The organism is Sorangium sp. So ce362, assembly GCF_051519845.1.
Classification (GTDB): Bacteria; Myxococcota_A; Polyangia; order Polyangiales; family Polyangiaceae; genus Sorangium.
Map to the genome: position 1 here is coordinate 11,982,514 of NZ_CP150332.1, position 21,138 is coordinate 12,003,651.

A 21,138-nucleotide genomic window follows, 5' to 3' on the forward strand; every position below is an offset into this window, starting at 1 on the left:
CCGGGAGGCGCGATGTGTGTGCGCTGCTGTCGTTGCAGATGAGCTGGTGAGTACGTCTACACGGCTGGCCACACCGAGCCTGCGCGGCGGCGCTCGGTGTAGGCGTCGGCCGAGAGCGCGTAGCGCAGGAGCTCGTTCGACACCGGGTGCTGCAGGAGCAGGCGCGGCTCCTCGGTCGAGCGGGCGATGTCGCGATCGTACCGGCGGAGGTAGTCGATCGCGGCGAGCGCGTCGCCGCAGAGCAGGTAGCCGATGCGGTACTCGCTCCGGCGCAGGCCGATGACGAACGCGCGCGCGTCGTAGGACACGGCGACGGTCGACGCGACCTCCTCCAGCATCTTGCGCTGCCGGCGGCCGATCGCCCGCTGCACGCCGGGGAGCATCTGCTGGGCGGCGTGCTCGCGCGCGGGCGAGACGGCGCCCGAGCCGAAGCCTGGATCGATCGTGCGGATCGACGCGAGCAGCAGGCCGTCGGTGGCCTCGGCCGGGATCTCGTCGAGGAACGTGAAGCCGACCGCGACGCGCGCGAAGAGGCGCGCGAGCGCGAAGGTCTGCTCGAGCTCCGGGAGCTCGGTGAACGAGGTCGGCGCGACGAGGGCAGGGGGATCGCCCGGGAAGACGCGGGCGGCGCCCTGCCACGAGGGGACGAGGTAGAGCTCGAACGCCTCGATGCCGAGCGCCCGGCCGATCCGCTCGGCGAGCTGCCGCGTCGGGTGGTTGTCGCGCGGGCCGATCCGCTCGCGCGAGCTGACGCCGAGGTTGCTCAGCTCGAAGCGGATCGCCTTGGCGACGATCGGCGCGATCGCGAGCGCCACGTCGATCCACGAGCTCCGGGCCTCCGGGAGGAGCAGCCGGCCGATCTCGGGGCCGGCGAAGGCCCCGGCGTACGGCGCCTCCGACGGGACGCGCCGGCCCCTGAGCCGGAGCATGCGATCGGGCGTCACCTCGCCGAGGCAGGCGCGGACCTCCTCCACGGTGACCCGCTCCTCGGCGCGCCCGTCCTTGGCGAGCGCCGCCTCGAGCGCGGCGAGCGCGGGGCCCATGTCCGGCAGCCGCGTGATGACCTCCGGGTCGGCCGTGAGGACGTCCCGCAGCACCTGGACCGCCTCCGCGTTGCGCCCCGCGGCCTCGAGGCCGCGGCCGAGGGCGGTGCGCGACTCCGGCGGGGCGCCCGGGAGCGCGACGGCCTGCTGGAGGCGCGCGAGCCCGTCGCGCGGCCGGACGAGCAGGGTCGACTCGAGCAGGCCGAGCGTCGTCAGCCAGCGCGGATCGAGCGGGACGCGGCGGGTCCCGGCGAGCTCGAGCAGCTGCGCGAGCGCCTTGGCGTAAGCCGCCGCCCCCTCGCTCGTCTCGACGCGGTAGAGGCGGGCGAGCGCCGTCCACCCGCGCGTGTCGCCGCTCGGCGCGCTCACGATCGCGTCGCAGAGCGTGCGGACCATCCCCGCCGTGTCGCCGGCGTCGCGGTAGGCGTCGGCGAGGCGGAGGTCGGCCTCGACGCGCGCGCCCGCGTCGGGCGAGAGCTCGACGAGGCGCCCGAGCGCGCGCAGCGCGAGCGCGTGGTCGCCGCGCGTGACGCCGAGCTTGTGCAGCCGCTCCAGCGCGGGCCGGTGCTGCGCGTCGATCGACAGGACCGCCTGGAGCGCGTCCTGCGCGAGCGCCGGGTTCGCGAGCGGCCCCTCGTACAGATCGGCGATCAGGAACTGCGCCGCGATCTTCGTCTCGGCGTCGGTCGCCGCGGCCACGGCGCGCTTCAGGGCGTCGCGGGCCTCCAGCCAGACGCGCTGCGCGGTGAGCAGCCGGGCGAGGAGGAGCAGCGCCGCCGCGTCGTTCGGGATCGTCGCGATGACGCGCCGGACGGCCGCGATGCCCACGCCGGGGTCGATCGCGCCCGGGCGGCCCTGGTGCTGCAGCACCGACCGGGCGATCTCGCTGCCGAGCAGCGAGATCGCCTCGCGGCCCGCGGCCTTGCCGAGCGCCTCGCCGAGGCGGTCGGTGAGCCGGTGGGGGTCGCCCGCGAGCCGCTGGGCGAGCGCGCGCGCCGCGGCGACGCAGCCCGGATCCGCGCGCAGCGCGCTCTCGTACAGCTCGAGCGCGCGCGCCGCGCCCTCGGGGGACGCGTCGCCGGCGGTGAGCTCCGCCGCGCGCACGAGGTGCATCGCGCGCGCGGGCTCCCCGAGGACGAGGTCGGCGAGCGCGAGCTGGGCGGTGACCACGCCCGCGCGGTCGCCGAGGCGCTGCGCCAGCCGATCGAGCCCGCGGGCCGCGAGGAGGCTCTCCGGCCACAGCGAGAGCGCGCCGCGGAAGCCGGCGAGGGCGGCGTGCGCGGCGGCGGGGTCCGCGTCGGCCTGCGCCTCCGCGAGGAGCGCCTCCTCGATGCCGTAGAGGGCGCGCGCGATGGGGTCGGTCGTCAGCTCCCGGCTGTCGCGGATGGCGCTGGCGAAGAGGACCTGCACCCGCGCTCCGGCTGGATCGGAGGGGCCGTCCTTGCCGGCGATGCGGAGGATCGCCAGGTGCGCGGCCGCGTCCCGCGGCGCCTCCTTGACGATGCGCGCGAGCGCCTCGAGCGCGGCGCCCGGCCCGAGCTGCTCCTCGAGCGACGCGAGCTCCCAGAGCGCGCCGCCGCGCGCGATCGTGGAGGTGAACACGTCGGCCTCGGCGCGGAGGACCGTCGCGAGCGACGTCGGCGCCTCGAGGAGCCGGTAGAGCTGCTCCAGCATGCGGAGCGCGGGGACGTGGTTCGGCACGACGGCGACGAGCCCCTCCAGGATCTCGACGGCCTGGCGCGGGCTGTTCTCGGCGAGGACCAGCGCAAGGGAGATCCTGAGCGCGTGATCGACGAGCGCCGGCGGCTTGCGCTCGAGCCAGCGCGCGTACAGCCCCGCGAGCTCGCTCGCGATCATGGAGTGGGACATCCCCGGCAGGCTGGACGCCGCGCGCGCGCCGGACGCCGGCCGCTGGGCCGCGGGCGCGCCGAGGCCCACGCCGAAGCCGGCGCCGCCGGCGCGGACGTAGATGCGCTCCATGGCGTCGAGGATCGCCGGATCGGGCTGGCTCCTGGCGAGCGCGGCGTCGGCGCGGGCGAGGAGGCGCAGCGCGTCCTGATCGCGCCCGAGCGCGAGCTCCTGCACCTCGGCCGCCTGGAAGAGCAGCCGGGCGTGGTCGTCGGGCCGCTGCGTCTCGTCGGCGAGAGAGCTCAGCACCTCGACGAGCTTCTCGTAGTTGCCTGTCTCGCGGAGCAGCCGCGCGATCTCGATCCGGGGCAGCGGGTGGGAGGGCCGCTTCCGCGCCGCCTCCCGGTACGACTCGACGGCGCTGTGCGGCCGCTTGAGGCGCCGCTCGTCGAGCGACGCGACCTCGAGCCACAGGCTGAACGCCGCGTCGGTCGCGGGATCGCGCTGGATGAGCTTGAGGAGCGCGCGGCGCGCCTCCTCGTACCGGCCGGCGCGCTCGTCGAGGCGGACGCGCGCGCGGAGGGCGTCGGGATCGGACGGATCGATCGCGAGCGCGCGGTCGACGAGGGCCGATGCCCGGTCGCGATCGCCGAGCCGGAGCTCGGTCACGTCGGCGGCGCGCAGGAGGAGCCTGCGCTGCTGGCCCGGGCTCTCCGTGAGATCGGCCTCGGCGCAGAGCGCGCGCGCGAGCCGCTGCGCGTCGCCTGCCCGCGCGGCGTTGCGCTGGAGCGCGAGGATCGCGGCGCGCCGCTCCGGGTCGATCTCGAGGATCTTCTCGATCTCCTCCACGGCGCGGGCGGGTTGGGCGAGCTCGTCCTCCCAGATGGAGACGAGCTTCTCGAGCAGCCCGATCTTGCGCGCGGGGTCGTCCGTCGCGCCGGCGGCCTGCGTGTAGAGGTCGAGCCGCGCCTGCACGCCGCGCGGATCCTCCTCGACGGCCAGGGGGTCCGGCGCGAGCAGGGCCGAGAGCGCGTCGAAGACGGAGCTGTTGCCCGGGTCGATCGCCCACGCGGCGCGCAGGATGGCGAGCGCCTCGTCGCGCCGCTTCAGGTGGTGCTCGGAGATGTCCGCGGCGCGCAGGAGCGCCGCGACGCGGACGTGCGTGGGCCGGTCCGCGTTGGCGACGGCGGTCCACACCTCCACGCGCTCGGCGTGGTGGCCGAGGCGCTGGAGGGCGCGGTCGAGCCGCTCCCGCGTCGAGCTGTCCTCGGGATCGAGATCGAGCGCGCGCGTCGCGTGGAGCGCGGCCTGCGTCGCGTTGCCGAGGGTGTCGTAGAGCTCCGCGAGGCGGACGTGCTCGTGGACGATCGCCTCGTTGTCGGTGAGGAGCGCGAGCTCCTTCTGGCGCACGCTGGCGGCGAGCTCGAGGGCGCCGCTCGCCTCGAGCAGGCGGATCAGCTCGCCGACCACGCGCCGCGCCGTCGGCGAGCCGGCCGGGGCGCGCGCGGAGGCGCGCGTCAGCAGGGGCACCGCGTCGGCCGGGGAGCGGATCTTGTCGATGAGCAGCCGCGCCGCCGTGTAGAGCAGCCGCGACGCGCGCTCGTCGTCGCGCTCGTGCTCGGCCTCCAGGGAGAGCGCGCCGACGAGCCCGACGATGCCGTCGTGGTGCACGAGGTGACGGCGGAGCGCCTCCCGCACGGGGCCGGGCCCTGGATCGAACGCGATCGCGCCCTCGAGGGACGCGAGGGCGAGCTCCGGCCTGTGGAGCTTCCGATCGAGCACGGCGGCGCGCTCGACGTGGACCCAGGCGGTGAGCTGGCCGTCGCCGTCCGGCCGTCCGCGCCCGGGGGCGTAGGCGTCGGCGAGGCGATCGAGGTGCACCGCGAGGTCCTTGGCGGCCTGCTCGGTGCCGCGCGCGCTCTCGCGACGGAGGGCGATCTCCAGCCCGCGCAGCGACGCGGCGTGGAGCGGGACGAGCCGCAGCGCCTCGGTGAAGGCGTCGCAGCTCTCCGGCGTCCGTCCGAGCGCCTGGAGCAGGCGCGCCCGCTCGGCGAGGAGGTCGGCCCGGAGGGCGTCGGTCTCGGCGACGCGGAGCTTGTCCTCGACGACCTCGAGCGCGACGGCGAGCTCGGTGCGCGTGTCGAGCAGGCGATGGACCCGCGAGAGCGCGGGCTCGAGCTTGCGGGACAGCTGCCGCGCCTGCTCGTAGGACCGACGCGCGGCGGTGGGATCTCTGAGCACGCGCTCTTCATGGATGCCGAGCTCCACGAGGGCGCGCGCCGCGCCGATCGGATCGCTGCCCTTGCGCTGCTCGGCGCGCTGCTGGAGCTCCGTGACGAGGTCCGGCGCCGCGATGTGCGGGCTCTGCGGGGGCGGCTCGGGCGCGCTCGCGGCCGAGCGCGGGGTCGCGGGGAGCGGCGCGCTCGCGACGGAGCGCGCCGTCGCCGGAGACGGCTGGACGGGCGGGACGGCGGGCGTGAGCGTGGCGGGCGCTGCGGGCGGCGCGGGCGGGGTAAGCGCGGCGGGCGGCGCGGGCGGGGCAAGCGCGGCGGGCGGCGCGGGCGGGGCAAGCGCGGCGGGCGGCGCGGGCGCGGCGGGCGGCGCGGGCGGGGCAAGCGCGGCGGGCGGCGCGGGCGGGGCAAGCGCGGCGGGCGGCGCGGGCGCGGCGGGCGGCGCGGGCGGGTCCGGCGCCGCGATCGGCTCGATCGACTCGACCGAGATGGGCGTGGGCGACGAGCTCGGGTCGACCGAGATGGGCAACGGCGTCGCGGTCGGGTCGACCGAGATGGGCAACGGCGTCGCGGTCGGGTCGACCGAGATGGGCATCGGCGTCGTGCTTGCGTCGAAGGCGACGGTCGCCGGCGATGCCTGGGTGGGTACGCCCGGCTGGGAGCTCGGCGCCGGCTTGCCCGCGGGCTGCGTCGCGGTGCGGTTCGGGTGCGGCGGGCGCTGGGCCGGGACTCGAGGCGAGCGGGCCGGCGGCGGCAGCTCTTCGCGGGACGCGGACACCGGAGCGCCGGCACGGCTGGAGCCGGGTCCCGACGCTTGCGCCCTGGGCGCGCCGCTCGGCAGCGGCGGCGGGGGCCTCGACGGCGGCGCCAGCGGCGGCGGCATCGAGCCGCTGGCGACGCTGCCGTCCTTGCGGCGGATCAGCGGCGGCGGCCTGCTCGGTCCTGCCGGCGCCGCACTCGGGACCGGCGTCCGGTTCGGTCCCGGCGGCGGCGCGCTCGGCGGCGGCGGCGGGTTCGGTGGCGGCAGCGCGCTCGCACCTGCCGGCGGGTTCGGTGGCGACAGCGGGGTCGCGGTCGCCGTCGTGTTCGGCAGCGGGGTCGCGGTCGCCGTCGTGTTCGGCAGCGGGGTCGCGGTCGCCGCCGCGCTCGGCAGCGGGGTCGCGGTCGCCGCCGCGCGCGGCAGCGGGGTCGCGGTCGCCGCCGCGCTCGGCAGCGGGGTCGCGGTCGCCGTCGCGCGCGGCAGCGGGGTCGCGGTCGCCGTCGCGTTCGGCAGCGGGGTCGCGGTCGCCGCCGCGTTCGGCAGCGGGGTCGCGGTCGCCGTCGCGCGCGGCAGCGGGGTCGCGGTCGCCGTCGCGCTCGGCAGCGGGGTCGCGGTCGCCGCCGTCGCGCTCGGCAGCGGGGTCGCGGTCGCCGCCGCCGCGCTGGGCAGCGGGGTCGCGGTCGCCGGCGGTTCGCCTTCCGGCGGCGCGTTCGCGTTCGGCAGCGCGCCGAGCTTCGGCGTGCCTGTGCCGACGAGCAGCGTCTTCGCGCCCGGATGAGGTTGCGCGCTTGCGCGCGTCATTTGAGCGTTGCCGGCGTTGGCTTCCCAGCCAGCTTCGTCCGGCGTTCCGGGCAAGCTAGGGAAGCCAGGTCGGCGCGACGCTCCGTCTTGCGGATCATCACCGTGGGCCACCGCAGCGGATGCTACACATCCGCCCGCTCTCAATCCACAGTCCAGGTGCCCGCTCGAGCGACGCCGCGCTTGCCGATCCGGTGCGGGTCTACTTGTTGGATGGTGCTGTCATCGTGCAGCGCAGCACGCCGAGCTTCATCGCCTTTCCGGCCGGGTGCGCCACGAGCAGCGCCTCTGCGGAGGCCGCGATGGGCTCGCCGCGCCCGAGCGCCGGCTCTGCGTGCAGCCCGTCTGCGAGCTCGCCCCTCGCGGTGAGCGCCGCGAGCTGCGTCGGCCCGGAGGCGTTCGCGATCGCGAGCCATGCCGCGGCGCCCTCGCGCGCGCCGCCGGGGCCCGACCCACGAGCGCTGGCGAGGAGCGCCGGCACCCCGGCGCCCACGCCCAGCGCCGCCTCGGGCGGGCCGTCCTGCTCGCCCGCGCCGCCGACGATCACGCGCGGCTCGCTCGCGCCGCCGAGCCGCACCAGCACGGCGCTGATGCGTCCTCCGATCGAGCCGCTCGGGGTGTCGTCGTCGCGGAAGGCCAGGAGGAGGCCGTCGTCGTCGCTGAGCGTCAGGTCGTACGCGAGCACGTGCCCGTCCCTGGGCGTGACCGCGCGCGGCGTGGCGGTGAGCGCGCCGGTCTCGTCGAGCGGGACCACCTCGAGCCACTGGTGGGTGATCGTCTCGCCTGCCGCGGCGGTGTCCTCGTTGCCGTCGCTCGGCTCGGTCGGGGCCTCTCGCGCCGGCTCCTCGGCGCGCGCGATGTACGCGAGCCAGTAGCCGCCCGGCCGGCCGAGCACGCGCGGCATCTCCGCGTCGGTGCTCGGCTGGGAGACGGGGCGGGCCGAGGTGACGGAGCGCAGCGTGCCCACGTCGGCGGACGCGAGCATGATCCGCGACCGCTTGCCGTCGCGGGTCACGTCGTCCCAGACGATGACCGCGCGCTCGCCGGACGCGGCGATGTCGAGCGCGAGCGACTCGTCCCGCCCCTCGGCGAGCTCGGCCCCCCAGGTGACGTGCTCCCCTTCGACCCTGGCGACCTTGATGGCGCGCCCGCCGGCGTTCGGCTCGAGCATCGCGGCGAGGATCGCGCCGCCCGCGCCGGCGACGACCGGAGGATCCATGTCGCCCCGCGATCGCGCGAGCCGGATGAGCTTTCCCTGCGCCCCGTCGGCCGAGAGCGTGGCCACCATCGCGACGGTCCCGCCCTCCGCCTCCCGCTGGGCGCCCACGGCGAACCCGCCGGCGAACGCCGCTCCGCGGCCGACCTCGACGGCGAACGGCGCGAGGTCCTCGGCGCTGTCCACCGCGCCGCCCCCCGCGCCGTCGGGCCCGCGCGCGGGCGGCGGCGCGTCGCCGATGACGAACGGCGCCGCGCTCGCGGCCGCGCAGCGCGGCGCCGCCGGCTGCGGCGTCGCGGCGGGATCGGCCGGATCGCTCGCCGCGGGGCTCGCGCCGCGCGCCGCGGCGGCGTCGCTCGCGGCGCGCTCCGGCGTCGAGCAGGCGCGCCACACCACGAGGCCTCCGACGGCGAGCGCGACGGCGAGGGCCCCCTTCCAGGCGACGCCCTCGGGCTCGTCCTTCGCCTCCGGGCGTCGATCCGGCGTCGGCGTGGGCGAGCGTCGATCCGACGTGGGCGGGCGGCGATCCGCGCTCGTGTTCCCCGGGGGGGCGCGGTGGTTTGGCTCCATGGGCGGTGCGTGTTAGCGCTGATCGCGGCGTGAGGGCAGGGGGTGGCGCGCCTGCTCGACGCCGGAGCGCGCCGGTCCGGCCCGGCTTCCGCTGTCGATCCGGAGCGCGCGGGCGCGGCGGGCGGGGCCGCATCCACGAGAACTTTCCCTCCGGCGCCGGCGGGGGTATCGCCGGCGAGAGCGACGCCGGGGCGTCGCCGCGGGCCTCCAGCGCGGGCCGGCGCGGCGGGGGCCGAAGGCGCGTCCGATCTTCGTCATGCCCAGCCGTGCTCTTTTCACCACCTTCCTCCTCGGGCTCGTCGCGCTCTCTTGCGCGGCCTGCGTCGGCGCTTCGCCCACGCCGCTCGCCCCCGCGCTCCGCGGCTCGATCGGCGTCCCGCACCACGGCGTCATCACCGATGCCGTCGAGCTGCCGAGGCACGGCGAGGGCTACCGCCTGCTCCGCAGCAACGGCGTCCGGTGGGGGACGGCGGGGCTGGTCGCCGCCGTCCAGCGCGCCGCCGCCGAGGTGGCGCGCGCGCGGCCTGGCGGCGAGCCGCTCTTCGTCGGCGATCTCTCCGCGCGCCACGGCGGCGCCACCCGGGGGCACCGCTCCCACCGCACCGGGCGCGACGCGGATCTCCTGCTGTACGCGCTCACCCCGGACGGTCGCCCGGTGCGCTCGCCCGGCTTCGTCGAGTTCGGGCCGGACGGGCTCGCGCGGCTCGGCGACGACGCCGCGGCTCCCGCGTCGTCCGGCGCAGGCGGGTACGTCCGCCTCGACGTCGAGCGGCAGTGGCTGCTCGTGAAGTCGCTCGTCCGCTCTCCCGACGCGCACGTCCAGTGGCTCTTCCTGGCCCGCTGGATCGAGGCGCTGATCATCGAGTACGCCCGCGCGCTCGACGAGGACCCGGAGCTCATCTGGTATGCCGAGAGCGTGCTGCTCCAGCCGGGCGACAGCACGGCGCACGCCGATCACATCCACCTCCGCGTCGCGTGCGCGCCGGACGACTTCCTGTCCGGCTGCCTCGGCGGCGGCCCTTACTGGCCGTGGCTCCCTGCGGTCCCGCAGCTCGTCGCGCCGTCGGACGACGACCTCGCCGCCGCGCTCCTCGACGACCTCCTGCCCGGAGGCGCCGCCGCGGGCTCCCGCGTGGCGGCTCCCGACAGCGCGCTGTGAGCCACCTCTTCGCGCTTGGCGACGCCGCCGACGTCTGCGCCGCGCTCCCCGCCGAGGTGCGGTTCGATCTCGTCTACCTCGATCCTCCCTTCGGCGTCGGGACGACGATGACCGCGCGGGCGGCGCGCGGCCAGGCGCGCGGGCGGCGCAGGCCGGAGAGCGGCCCCGACGCGTACGACGATCGCGCGAGCGCCGATGCGCTCGTCGCGATGCTCGCCCCGCGCCTCGAGGCCATCCGCGATCGCATGACCGAGGGCGCGACGCTGTACCTGCACCTCGATCACCGCGCGGTGCACGACGCGAAGGTCGCGTGCGATCGCCTCTTCGGCCGCGGCGCGTTCCTCGGCGAGATCATCTGGGCGCCGGGCAACGGCGGCCGCGGCGCGCGCGGCTTCTCCGTCACGCACCAGACGATCCTCCTCTATGCCCGCGCCGCGAGCGAGCGCGGCCAGGTCGTCTACAACGCCGCGGATCCGACGCTCCGCGAGCCCTTCGCCGAGACAAGCCTCGCGATGCATTTCAAGCACCGCGACGACGACGGCCGCCTCTATCGCGAGCGGGTCCTCGGCGGCAAGGCGTACCGGTACTACGCCGACGAGGGCCGCCGGCTCGGGAGCGTGTGGACCGACATCCCCGGGATGGTCGCCAACACCCCGCTGCGCCGCGAGGCCACCGGCTACCCCACGCAGAAGCCGGTGCGGCTGCTCGAGCGCATCGTCCGCGCGTCGTCAGCGCCCGGCGCGATCGTCGCGGATCTCATGTGCGGCAGCGGCACGACGCTCATCGCCGCGGCGCGGCTCGGCCGCCGCTTCGTGGGCGGCGACCGGAGCCCGCTCGCCTTCGCGACGGCGCGGGAGCGGCTCGACCGGGAGGGGGTCGCCTACGAGGTGTACGAGGTCCCGGCGGCGCCGTGCGACGGCGCGGTGCCCTAGCGGCCGAAGGGCGTGAGGCGACCCGAACCGCGCGCCGCCGCGGCGTCATTCCCCTTGAAAGGCCGTCCCCGGAGGCGCAGACGCCGGCTTCAACGCTTGAAATGGCCCGCTCGGTCACCGAGTGGCGCATTTCAACGCTTGAGATGGCTCACTCTGGCATCCAGGCGTGTATTTCAACGCTTGAGATGGCCCACTTTGGCGCCGAGCCACCGACTTCAACGCTCGAGATGGCCCTCTCGGCGTTCGAGAAGGCCGTTTCAACGCTTGCATCAAGCTTTGCAACGACCGGTGCGTCCACCTCGACGCGCGCAACGTGGCGCCGGCGCCGCGGCCCCGCCGGAGCGTCGCAGCGACCCCTTGAGCGCCGCGCGGTCCGGATCTCCGCCGGGCGCGGCCCCTCGTCAGACGAGATCGTCGATCGGCCCCGCGCCCTCGCGGACGACCTGCACGTCGCCCTGGCTCAGGTCGATCACGGTCGTCGGCACCAACCCGCCGGTCCCCGCGTCCAGGACGAGCGCGAGCCCCGGGAACCGGTCGTCGATCTCGCCGGGATCGATGATGGGATCCTCGCCCGGGGGCGCGGCGGTGGTGCTGATGAGCGGCCGCCCGAGCGCGCGGACCAGCGCGAGCGCGACCGGGTGGTTCGGCACCCGGATGCCGACCGTCTTCTGCTTGAGGTGCACGTACTTCGGCACCTCGCGCGTGGCGGGGAGGATGAACGTGTACGGCCCGGGCAGGAAGCGCTTGAGGATGCGGTACGCCTGGTTCTCGACGATCGCGTAGCGCGCGATGTCGCTCAGATCGGGGCAGATGAACGCCAGGTTCTTGTTCTGGCGCATCCCCTTGATCTGGTAGACACGCTCGATCGCCTGCTTGTTCATCAGGTCGCACCCGAACCCGTAGACGGTGTCGGTCGGGTAGCCGATGACCTCTCCCTTCTGGATGAGGTCGATCGCTCGCGCGATCTTGCGCGGTTCCGGATGATCGGCGTTGATGGGCTGAAGCACGGGACCGACACCATGGGGCCGCCCGACCGGCTCGGCCAGTGCTGGCCGTGCAAGGATCGGCCGGCGCTGGGTAGCCGAGGAGCGGGCGCTGGGGTGAAAGGGGACGGAGCGAGGCCCCGAGAGACCAGCCGGTCGCGCGCTGGCCGCTGGCCATGCGCGCGCGAGGCGGCCGTCAGGGGCCCCTCGCAGGGCCGAAGGCGCGCGGCGCTACTCCTTGAGCGCCTCGCTGCCGCCGATGATCTCCATGAGCTCCTTGGTGATCGCCGCCTGCCGCGCCTTGTTGTACTCGAGCGTCAGGCTGTCGATCATCTCCTTGGCGTTCTTGTTCGCGGCATCCATCGCCGTGAGCTTGGCGCCGAGCTCGCTGGCCATCGACTCGTAGAGCGCGCGCAGGATCGAGATGTCCAGGTACATCGGGACGAGCCGCTCCAGGAGCGCGCCCTTGTCCGGCTCGTAGAGGAACTCCGACGTCGTGCCGGAGGGCGAGGCGTGGCCGCCCTCGCCTCCCTGCTCCTGCTTCTGTTCCTGCGCCGGCCCGCCGGCAGGCAGGAGCCGTTCGACGACGACCGTCTGCGTGATGGCGCTCTTGAACTCGTTGTAGACGAGGTAGATCGCGTCTACCTCGTTCTTGTTGAACGGGGCGAGGAGCTTCGCGCCGACGGCCTGGGCCGTCTCCAGGCTGAGCTTGTCCCAGACGCCGGGCAGGTACTCGAGAATGGGCGCGTTGCGGCGGTTGAAGTAGTCCCGCCCCTTGCGGCCGATGATCGCGAGCTGGACCTCCTGACCGGCCTCGGTCCGGCTCTTCCACTCGCGCTCGGCGCGCTTGTTGATGTTCGTGTTGAAGGCGCCGCAGAGGCCGCGGTCGCTCGTGAGCACGAGGAGCAGCACGCGCCGCTCCGGGCGGGCCACGAGCAGCGGATGCGGCGCCCCGTCGCTCCCCGTGAGCGCGCTCGCCTCGCCCTCCGCCCCGGTCCCCGCCTCCGCCGCGGCAGCCGCCACGGCGTCGCGCGTGATCTGCCAGAGCACCTCCTGCACCTTCACGGCGTAGGGCCGGAGCTCGGTGATGCGCAGCTGCGCCTTGTTGAGCTTGGCGCCCGCGACCATCTTCATGGCGCGGGTGATCTTCTGCGTCGACTTGACGCTCGAGATCCGCTTGCGAATGGACTTGAGGCTGGGCACGGCTGCCTACTTTTCCTTGGCCTTCGAGGCGCTCTTCCCGCTCTTCGACTTCGCCTTGGGCGCTTGCGGCTCGTCCTCGTCGCTCGCCTCGTCCGCGGCCTCGGCCTTCGCGCCGCTCGCGTCCATCACGAACCGCTTCTTGTAGGCCTCGATCGCCTTCGTCATCCGGGACTTGAGGTCGTCGTCGAGGACCTTCTTCTCCCGGATGTCCGTGAAGATCTGGGCGTGCTTGCTGTCCACGAACTTGTAGAGCTCGTCCTCGAAGCGCGCGAGCGAGCTGACCGGCAGGTCGTCGAGCAGGCCCTGCGTGCCGGCGTAGATGATGAGGATCTGCTTCTCGACGGCGAGCGGCACGTACTGGCCCTGCTTCAGGATCTCGGTGAGGCGCGCGCCGCGCTCGAGCTGCGCGCGCGTCTTCGCGTCGAGATCCGAGGCGAACTGGGAGAACGCCGCCATGGCGCGGTACTGCGCGAGATCGAGGCGGAGCGTCCCGGCGATCGACTTCATCGCCTTGATCTGCGCGTTGCCGCCGACCCGGCTGACCGAGATGCCGACGTTGATGGCCGGGCGGACGCCGGAGTAGAAGAGGTCGGCCTCGAGGAAGATCTGCCCGTCCGTGATGCTGATGACGTTGGTCGGGATGTACGCCGACACGTCGCCGGCCTGCGTCTCGATGACCGGCAGCGCCGTGAGCGAGCCGCCCGACTTCGGATCGCGGACGATCTCGTAGTCGCTCGCCTTCGCCTTGTCCGAGAGCTGCTGCTCGAGCTTCTTGATCTCGTCCTTCTTCTCTTCCTTGCGCGCGAGCTCGAGCTTCTCGAAGACGGCCGCGTCGACCGTCTTCCAGAGCGAGTCCTTCGCCGAGTGCATCCCGTGCGCGCCGACGTGCGCCTTGCCATCGACGCCGCGGTACGCCGGGTCGCCGCCCTCGATCTTCGTGCCCTTCGCCACGACGTAGAAGATGTCGGCCATCTTCGCCGCGCGCTCGAGGAGCCGGGAGTGGAGGTAGAAGACGTCGCCCGGATACGCCTCGCGGCCCGGCGGGCGGCGGAGCAGCAGCGAGAGCTGGCGGTACGCCACGGCCTGCTTCGACAGGTCGTCGTAGATGCACAGCACGTGGCGCCCGCTGTCGCGGAAGTACTCGCCGATGGTCACGCCGGTGTACGGCGAGATGAACTGGAGCGGCGCGGTCTCGCTCGCCGTCGCGGCGACGATGATCGTGTACTCGAGCGCGCCGTGCGCATCGAGCCGGTCCACGACCTGGCGCACCGTCGACAGCTTCTGGCCGATCGCGACGTAGACGCAGATGACGCCCTTGCCCTTCTGGTTGATGATCGCGTCGACGGCGACGGCGGTCTTGCCCACCTGCCGGTCGCCGATGATGAGCTCGCGCTGGCCGCGGCCGACAGGGATCATCGCGTCGATCGCCTTGATGCCGGTCTGCATCGGCTCGGTGACCGGCTGGCGCTGGATGATGCCGGGCGCCTTCACCTCGACGCGGCGGCGCTCCTTCGTGTCGAGCGGCCCCTTGCCGTCGATCGGCATGCCGAGCGCGTTGACGACGCGCCCGAGGGTCGCCTCGCCGACGGGCACCTCCATGATGCGCCCGGTGCGCTTCACGGAGTCGCCCTCCTTGATCAGGCTCGTATCGCCGAAGATGGCGGCGCCCACGTTGTCCTGCTCGAGGTTCAGCACGAGCCCCATCAGGCTGCCCCCCTCCGAGCCGGTGAACTCGACGAGCTCGCCGGCCATGGCGCGGCTCAGGCCGTGCACGCGGGCGATGCCGTCGCCCACCGTGAGCACGGTGCCCGTCTCGGTGACCTGAGCGGCCTTGTCGATGTTCTGGATTTGCTTCTTGATGATCTGAGAGATCTCTTCGGCGCGGAGCTGCATGCGGAGTCCTCTTTCCGGAGACGCTTGGGCTTCGGAATCAACGTCGTCAAGGCAAGGGGGCGGCGAACGCCGAGCCCCGACCTCGTGTGAAACAGGGGCGCGCGCTCGCGTCCCCCTCAGGTTCGGAGCAGGTTGTCACGGAAGGCCGACAGCCGGGTCCGGAGGCTGCCGTCGATCACCTGATCGTCGATCTGGGTGACCACGCCCGCGATGAGCGAGGGATCCTGCTTGTGGATGATCGAGATCTTCCTGCCGGTGGCCCGCTCGAGCTCGCCCCGGAGGCGGTCGAGGTAACCGTCGCTCAGCGGGCCCGCGCTCGTGACGACGGCCCGGGCGAGGTTCTGCTCTCGATCGACGAGGAGCGCGAGCTGCCGGGCGATCTCGGGCAGCGCCGGGAGCCGCCGGCGACGCGCGAGCAGGAGCAGGGTGTTCTTCGTCACGTCCGAGAAGCCGGCGCGGGCGCCGATCTCGCGGAGCAGCTCCTCGCGCTGGGCCTCCGGGATGAGCGGGTTGTCGAGGACCAGGCGGAGCTCCTCGCTCGCCGCGTACGTCGCGCTGGCGTCCCCGATCTCCCGGGCGAGGGACGCCAGGGTGCCGGTTTCCTTGCCGATCTCGAAGATCGCGCGACCGTAGCGTCGGGCGACGGACTCGTAGCTCATATCGCTGCTCCGGTGGTCTTGGCTCCGCGGGCCGCGCCGGCGGAGACGGCCGCGGGGATGGCCTTCAGGTACTCTTCGTTGGCCCGATCGAGGTCCTCAGCGCCGACGCGCTGCCGGAGCAGCGCCTCCGCGGCGCCGACGGCGCTCTGCACCGCCTCCTGGAGGAGCATGGCGCGCGCCGACTTGAGCTCCTGATCGATGCGGAACTCGGCGTCGCGTCGCATCCGGAGCCGGCGCTGCTCCGCCTCGGCGAGCACGTGGGCCTTCTCGAGCTCGGCCTGCGCCGCGTGCTCGGCCTTGAGCTCGGCGAGCGTCTCCTCGAGGCGCGTGAGCTTGTCCTCGTAGTCGTCGAGCCGCTTCTCGGCCTCCTGCTTGAGGCGCGACGCGTTGTCGAGCTCCTGCATGATCGTCTGCTTGCGCTTCTTCAGCGCCTCGGCGATCGGCTTCCTCCCGAAGCGGACAAGGATGAGCCCGAGCAGCCCGACGTTCAGGACCGAGGCGAGGAACGGCGGCGGCTGGTTCTTCGGGTCGCAGGGGTTCTTCTCGTTCTTGTAGCGCCAGAGCAGCGAGTTGATGCCGCCCTTGGCGGCCGCCTCGTTGTTCACGCCGATGAGGCCCTGCCACCAGTTGACGTGCGGCGGCGGATCGGTCGGGCCGTGCCCGGGGCAGTGCTCCTCGCCGTGCGACGCGTGCTCCGCGGGCGCCGGCGGCGCCGCCGGGCGCGCGCGCTGCATGCTGCCCTGCGGGGCCCGGAGCCCGTGGCCGGGCGGGAGCGGGCGGCCGCCCGGACCGAGCGGACGGGCGGGCTGCGCATCGCGCGGGCGGGGCAGCACCTGCGGCGAGCCCGGCTGGGCTGCCCCGGGCTGGGCCGGCTGGGCCGCGCCGCCGACGGGCGGGTGCCCGGGGGGCAGCGCCGGCTGCGCGGCCGGCTGTTGCGCGAGGGCCGTGCCCGCGGCGAGCGCCGCGGCCAGGCCGAGGGCGAGCGATGAGCGGTGGAGCGGGTTCTTCACTGGCGCACCTCGCGGCCGAGCATGCTGGCGGCGATCTCCGCGGCGAGCGCGGGCTGGGCGGCGGCGAGCTCGCCGCGCATGCGGGCGACCTCGGCCGCGATCTTCGCCTTGCCATCCTCGAGGATGCGCGCGGTCTCGACGCGGGCCTCGGTCATGATCTGCGCCTCGATCTTCGCGGTCTCGGCGCGGAGCCGCTCGCGCTCGACCCCGGCCTCGCGCCGGACCTGCTCGATCTCGGCCTCGTAGCGGGTGAGCAGCTCGCCCGCGCGCTCGTCCATCTCGCGCGCTTCGCGCTTGGCGCCGTCGGTGCGCCGCTCGCGCTCCTCGAAGACGCGGAGCAGCGGATCGAACAGCAGCGGCTTGAGCACGACGATGAACGTCGAGAACAGGACGACCTGCGCAAGGAACGTCAGATCGAAGTCGACGGCGATGGCGCCGGACGCGAGGAGAGGGTGCATTGCGTTCGGGTTCACGGGTGCTTGTTCGGCGACGAGGGCGGCGCAGCGGGAGCCGCGCGCCGCGCGCGCCCCCCGGGAGGGGCGGTTTCGCGAGCCGGCACCTAGCACGTGTCAGTCAAAGCTGGAAGGGCTCTCGGCCAAAGGTGGGAGGGCTCTCGGCAGGGCGGAGGGGCCCGCCTCGTCGAGGCGCGCCGCGCTCGCGAACCGCGGGCGTTCGCCGCGCGCCGCGCTCGCTCGTCGGCGCGAGCACGCCTCCCCGCCGCGCGCGATTCGTCGCGCGTGGGAGGAGACGATCGGCTAGAGGCTCGCGAGCGACCGCAAGACCTCGCCGAGGCCCGCCTCGAGATCGGCCTCGCCGGCGCGCCTCGACGTCGGCGAGCGCAGCGCGCTGTCCTCGTCGCGGAGGGCCTCGGCCGCGCGCGGATTGCGGAACCAGTCCTCGTCGAAGCGCTCGATCAGGTCGCGCCGATCGCGCGCGGCCAGGAGCGCCCCGGCGAGGCGCGCGGCCGCGCCGGGATCGAGCGCCGGGACGACCCCGGCGAGCGCTCCCGGGATCGGCGCGCCGAGCGCGCGCGCCGTCGCCTCCTCGAAGCGATCCCTGCGGTCGCGCGAGGCCCGGAGCAGCACGTGCCCGTCGCCGTCCTGGCCTGAGTGGAACACGAGCGCCACGGTCGCGGCGTCGAGGCGGAGCGAGAGGAGGAGGCTGCGCGCGGTCGCGCGCGCCTGATCGAGCGCGCGGCCCTGGCCGAGCCCGAGCGCGCGGGCGCAGAAGACGGGATCGGCGACGAGGCCGCCGAACAGCGCGGCGCGGCGCGCGCGCCGGAGATCGAACGGCGCGTGGGCGAGCGCGAACGGTCCGCGCCCCGAGGCGAGCGCGAGCGCCGCGCCGAAGCGGGCGAGCGCGCGCGCGAACGAGGCGGCGCCGAGCGGGCGCGGCAGCGGTCCGAGATCGATCGCGAGGCCCTCGGTGAGCTTCGTCGGGCGGAACAGCTCCTCGATCCACCGGGGGCTGAGCCGCGCGGGCCACCCCGACGCGGCGTCGCGGCCCACGGCGCGTCCGAGTGCGCCGTACCAGGTCGGCTCGGGCTGCAGCATCGGCTCGGTCCGGTAGAGCAGCGCCTCGGCGGCGCCGAGCGCGGCGCCCGGAGGATCGCAGGGGATCTCGATGGCGCGGAGGCCGTCCTCCGCGAGCAGCCGCGCCGCCTCGTGCCTCCGCTCGACGAGGACGCGGGCGGCGTCGGCGACCGCTCCGGATCCGCGGGCGAGCACCTCGGCGAAGGTCTTCCGTCCGGCGTCGGTCGGGTCGGCGAGCAGCCGGAGCCGCGCCTCGTGGGGCGACACGCGCGCCGGCTCGGGCAGGTCGATCGTGAGCGACGCCGCGTGCCACGCGGCGGCGAGCCGGACGCGATCGGCCCAGACGACCCGCTCCAGGGTCAGCAGGTAGACCCAGTCCGCGAGCGGGGCGGCGAGGCCGGTCGGGTCCGGCGCGGCGGGCGACGCCGGGCTCGCGAGCCCGAGCTCCGCGCCGAGGCCGGGGGTCTTGCCGGTGAGCTCGAGGTAGGTCGTCCGCGCGCTGACGCGACGGAACGGATCGAGCGGGTTCTCGAGCCGGGCCCTCGCCTCGGCGGCGCTCGGGCTGTCCTTGTCGGCGGCGGGCGGGGCCGGACCGCGCCGGGTGAGGTCGCCGAGCGCCGCGCGCCACGCGCGCGCCGCCCGAGCGACGTCCCGATCGAGGCGGATCAGATCGATGTCCATGCTCACCTACCCGTGCACCGCGGGTGCCGTCCCGAGCCGCCCGGCGATCTCGCCCTCGGCGCGCGCGAGCTCGGCCAGCCGGCCGCGCGTCGCGCGCTCGTCGCCGGCGATCTCGACGGCGAGGTCGACGAGGGTCCGGTAGTGCCGGGCCTCCGACGCGAAGAGCTCCTCGTAGAGCGGCGCGAGCTCGTGCGCGCGCGCCGCGAGCCCGTCGGCGAGCAGCCGGAAGCGCTCGCAGGAGCGGGCCTCGATGAGGGCGCCGACGAGCAGCCGATCGATGAGCGCGGCCTTCGCGTTGCGCGCGCAGGTGCTGGAGGCCGCCTTGCGCAGCTCGCTCGCGTAGACGTCGGTCTCCGGCTTGCCGAGCGCGAGGCCGCGCTGCTCGATCACGTCGAGCAGCGCGCGGAAGTGCCGGAGCTCCTCCTCGGCGAGATCGACGAGCGCCCGCGCGAGGCGCGGGATCGACGGCCAGCGCGCGGCGAGGGACAGGGCGTTGGAGGCCGCCTTCATCTCGCAGTGGGCGTGGTCGGTCAGGAGCGCCGGCAGGTCGGCGAGCGCCACGTCAGCCCAGCGTGGATCGGTCGGTAGGGTCAGGCACAGCACGTAGGGCCGACCTAGAGCAGGCGCGGCGCGGCGAGAAGGGGGAGGCGGGCCTCGACGGGGGCGCGGCGCGCTCTGCGGTCGGGCCGCGCCGACGCGCTCGCGCCCGCCGCCGCGCGCCGGAGGCGCCGTCAGGGCGGCGGAACTAGAAGCCGTCGGACGTCGCTCGGGTCAGCCCGCTCGATTCGAGGTGGTACGAGAGCCCGACAACGAACGTGGTGGGCCCGCCGCCGGCGAGCGCCCGCCGCACGGTGCCCTCGACGGCGAACTGTGGGCCCACGTAGGCGGCGCCGAGCGACAGCGCGTGCTGGTCGGCGCCCTGGTCGAAGCGGTAGCCGGCGCGGAGCGGGAAGTGATCGGCGACGAGGTACTCGCCGCCCGCCATGAGGCGGTAGGTGGTGTCGCGGTAGGAGCTGAGGTCGGCGAGCCCATCGACCTCGATCGAGAGGTCGTCGGTGCCGAACCCGATGCCGCCGCCGACCGTCGTGGGGAGCAGCCCGTGGCCCGGGTAGGAGAGGTTCTGCCCGACGGCCGCGATGAAGAGGTTGTCGGTCGCCTTGACGGTGAGGGCGGCGTCGAACGTGAACTCGTCGACGAAGGCGTGCCGGCCGACGACCTTTCCGTCTTCCCGTTCGCGCAGCCCGCGCGAGACGTAGCTGTCGCCGAGGCCCCCCTCGCGCAGCGTCCCGTCCTGCGTGATCTTGGCGTAGCGGCCGGTGACGCCGACGAAGAGGCGCTCGGTGATGGGGTAGGCGAGGGCCGCGCGCGCGTCGAGGAACGAACGGTCGATCCCGTCGCCGTCGACGAAGCCGCCCACGAAGGAGATCGCCCCCGCGAGCTTCCCTGTGACCGAGTCGACGACGACGCCGCCGTAGGTGTGCCGGCCGGCCTCCGGGCTGCCCTGGAAGAGCGCCTGGAGGTGGTAGACGCGGGTCTCCACCATGGCGGACGGGTTCAGGAAGACGGCCGAGGTCCCGTTCCCGAGGGCGCGCAGCGCGCCGCCGAGGGCCGCCGCGCGGGGCGTCTCGTTCTCGCCGTAGGCGTAGGCGAGCTGGGGCGGCAGCTCCTCGGCCGCCGCCGGCCCCGCGGCCGCGGCCAGCGCGAGCGCGCCGGCTGCCGAGAAGGCCCTGGCCCGCGCGGCGCTCGCCGACCGGCCCGACGGCCGCTCCGGCCGATGAGCGAGGCGTGCCCCCCTTGTCAACCGGATCCCCGACGGCATCGCTTCGCCATACCCCAGACCGGGGCCCTGGGGGCAAATTCTCGGCCCCCGAAAATGGCTCCCGGCCGGCCGTTCTGTGCTGGACGAGCTCCGTATTTCTAAAAAAAGCTGGAAAACCAGCCCCCTTTAGCCTCTTGACGACGAGATGAGCGGGTTTTGCTCTGCAATCGTGAGCGCGTCGTGAAAATCACCGACCCGCGTCGGGGGTTTTGGCGCCTTGTGTCCGAGGGCCAGAGCGAGGCGGCCGCGAAGCTTTTTTCGCAGTGCGCCACGGACTGAATTTACACCAGTTATATTCGATACTTGAATCGAGTTTCGCAGTTGGGGATAGACGCCCGGACTCACCCGGTGCTACCTCGGATTCGTCCTCGGGGCGGTCCTGTGCCGCACCGGGTCCTCCAAAGGGTGGCTCCGAAAGGGGCGCTGCGGGCTACCGAGCTCTGTGAGGCGGTATGGGGGACGGCTGTGCCGATCTGTCTTCCAATGCAATGGACCTCGACGCGACGGTTGCACCCCCACCTCGATCGGTGTGCTCGGCTGAGGCCGAGCCCAGCGCCGGTGCAGTGGGGCCGTACCATCGACCCGCATTCTGTGGAGGCATGCGGACGATTTTCCGAGGACGAAGTGGACGTGGGCGGACTGTTGAAAAGTCGACACGCCCTTCGATTACATTCAGAATAACATAGAGATCTCCAGGAGTTGGAGGCGAGTCCTCGCTGTGAGACCTGTGGATAAGTTGGGGGCGACGGTTCTTCGGTCGCCCCCGAAACCTATTTTCGTGGAGCGGACTTCAGAGCAGCG

At 74.4% G+C, this 21,138-nt stretch carries 14 protein-coding genes; 3 read left to right on the forward strand and 11 right to left on the reverse strand.

Features of this window, described 5'->3' with window-relative positions; genetic code table 11:
- Positions 1 to 56 precede the first annotated feature (56 nt).
- Positions 57 to 5,717, reverse strand: coding sequence for a tetratricopeptide repeat protein (locus WMF17_RS45965; protein ID WP_437647265.1), 5,661 nt, complete (start codon positions 5,715 to 5,717; stop codon positions 57 to 59).
- On the opposite strand from WMF17_RS45965, the gene WMF17_RS45970 reads away from it, so the two are divergent.
- Positions 5,644 to 6,660, forward strand: coding sequence for a hypothetical protein (locus WMF17_RS45970; RefSeq protein WP_437647267.1), 1,017 nt, complete (start codon positions 5,644 to 5,646; stop codon positions 6,658 to 6,660). The genes WMF17_RS45965 and WMF17_RS45970 overlap by 74 nt on opposite strands.
- A 222-nt stretch (positions 6,661 to 6,882) precedes the next feature.
- Here the strand turns inward: WMF17_RS45970 and WMF17_RS45975 are convergent, their stop codons facing one another.
- Entirely contained in the window at positions 6,883 to 8,466 is a 1,584-nt protein-coding gene (locus WMF17_RS45975; protein ID WP_437647269.1) for a hypothetical protein, read from the reverse strand.
- 256 nt (positions 8,467 to 8,722) lie between these two features.
- Here WMF17_RS45975 and WMF17_RS45980 point away from each other — a divergent pair, with 256 nt between their 5' ends.
- On the forward strand, positions 8,723 to 9,625 hold the full coding sequence (locus tag WMF17_RS45980; RefSeq protein WP_437599900.1) for a penicillin-insensitive murein endopeptidase: 903 nt from the start codon (positions 8,723 to 8,725) through the stop codon (positions 9,623 to 9,625).
- Positions 9,622 to 10,557, forward strand: a complete 936-nt coding sequence (locus WMF17_RS45985; protein ID WP_437647271.1) for a DNA-methyltransferase — start codon at positions 9,622 to 9,624, stop codon at positions 10,555 to 10,557. Before WMF17_RS45980 ends, WMF17_RS45985 begins: the two co-directional genes overlap by 4 nt.
- Positions 10,558 to 10,958: 401 nt before the next feature.
- On the opposite strand, the gene WMF17_RS45990 is transcribed toward WMF17_RS45985, so the two are convergent.
- From WMF17_RS45990 to WMF17_RS46030, 9 genes are all read right to left on the reverse strand, one after another.
- Positions 10,959 to 11,564 carry an L-threonylcarbamoyladenylate synthase gene (locus tag WMF17_RS45990; RefSeq protein WP_437599902.1) on the reverse strand — a complete coding sequence of 202 codons (606 nt, stop codon included), beginning with the start codon at positions 11,562 to 11,564 and terminating at the stop codon, positions 10,959 to 10,961.
- Positions 11,565 to 11,771: 207 nt separating this feature from the next.
- Positions 11,772 to 12,743 carry an ATP synthase F1 subunit gamma gene (atpG, locus tag WMF17_RS45995; protein ID WP_437599903.1) on the reverse strand — a complete coding sequence of 324 codons (972 nt, stop codon included), beginning with the start codon at positions 12,741 to 12,743 and terminating at the stop codon, positions 11,772 to 11,774.
- A gap of 6 nt (positions 12,744 to 12,749) precedes the next feature.
- On the reverse strand, positions 12,750 to 14,636 hold the full coding sequence (gene atpA / locus WMF17_RS46000) for a F0F1 ATP synthase subunit alpha (RefSeq protein ID WP_437599904.1): 1,887 nt from the start codon (positions 14,634 to 14,636) through the stop codon (positions 12,750 to 12,752).
- A 116-nt stretch (positions 14,637 to 14,752) separates the two neighbouring features.
- On the reverse strand, positions 14,753 to 15,295 hold the full coding sequence (gene atpH / locus WMF17_RS46005) for an ATP synthase F1 subunit delta (RefSeq protein ID WP_437599905.1): 543 nt from the start codon (positions 15,293 to 15,295) through the stop codon (positions 14,753 to 14,755).
- Positions 15,292 to 16,305, reverse strand: a complete 1,014-nt coding sequence (locus WMF17_RS46010; RefSeq protein ID WP_437647273.1) for a F0F1 ATP synthase subunit B family protein — start codon at positions 16,303 to 16,305, stop codon at positions 15,292 to 15,294. Before WMF17_RS46010 ends, atpH begins: the two co-directional genes overlap by 4 nt.
- A complete protein-coding gene (locus WMF17_RS46015; protein ID WP_437599907.1) occupies positions 16,302 to 16,778 on the reverse strand; it encodes an ATP synthase F0 subunit B in 477 nt (158 codons plus the stop codon). Before WMF17_RS46015 ends, WMF17_RS46010 begins: the two co-directional genes overlap by 4 nt.
- Before the next feature lie 282 nt (positions 16,779 to 17,060).
- Positions 17,061 to 18,518 carry a hypothetical protein gene (locus WMF17_RS46020; RefSeq protein ID WP_437647275.1) on the reverse strand — a complete coding sequence of 486 codons (1,458 nt, stop codon included), beginning with the start codon at positions 18,516 to 18,518 and terminating at the stop codon, positions 17,061 to 17,063.
- A 6-nt stretch (positions 18,519 to 18,524) separates the two neighbouring features.
- On the reverse strand, positions 18,525 to 19,121 hold the full coding sequence (gene miaE / locus WMF17_RS46025; protein WP_437599909.1) for a tRNA isopentenyl-2-thiomethyl-A-37 hydroxylase MiaE: 597 nt from the start codon (positions 19,119 to 19,121) through the stop codon (positions 18,525 to 18,527).
- A 142-nt stretch (positions 19,122 to 19,263) separates the two neighbouring features.
- Complete coding sequence (locus WMF17_RS46030) at positions 19,264 to 20,337, reverse strand: hypothetical protein (RefSeq protein WP_437647277.1); 1,074 nt, start codon at positions 20,335 to 20,337, stop codon at positions 19,264 to 19,266.
- Positions 20,338 to 21,138 lie beyond the last annotated feature (801 nt).

Coding starts and splice junctions, on each gene's coding strand:
- WMF17_RS45970 (WP_437647267.1), top strand. CDS start 5,644: ATGGGCAACGGCGTCGCGGTCGGGTCGACCGAGATGGGCAACGGCGTC.
- WMF17_RS45965 (WP_437647265.1), bottom strand. CDS start 5,717: ATGCCCATCTCGGTCGACCCGACCGCGACGCCGTTGCCCATCTCGGTC.
- WMF17_RS45975 (WP_437647269.1), bottom strand. CDS start 8,466: ATGGAGCCAAACCACCGCGCCCCCCCGGGGAACACGAGCGCGGATCGC.
- WMF17_RS45980 (WP_437599900.1), top strand. CDS start 8,723: ATGCCCAGCCGTGCTCTTTTCACCACCTTCCTCCTCGGGCTCGTCGCG.
- atpA (WP_437599904.1), bottom strand. CDS start 14,636: ATGCAGCTCCGCGCCGAAGAGATCTCTCAGATCATCAAGAAGCAAATC.
- atpH (WP_437599905.1), bottom strand. CDS start 15,295: ATGAGCTACGAGTCCGTCGCCCGACGCTACGGTCGCGCGATCTTCGAG.
- WMF17_RS46020 (WP_437647275.1), bottom strand. CDS start 18,518: ATGGACATCGATCTGATCCGCCTCGATCGGGACGTCGCTCGGGCGGCG.
- WMF17_RS46030 (WP_437647277.1), bottom strand. CDS start 20,337: ATGCCGTCGGGGATCCGGTTGACAAGGGGGGCACGCCTCGCTCATCGG.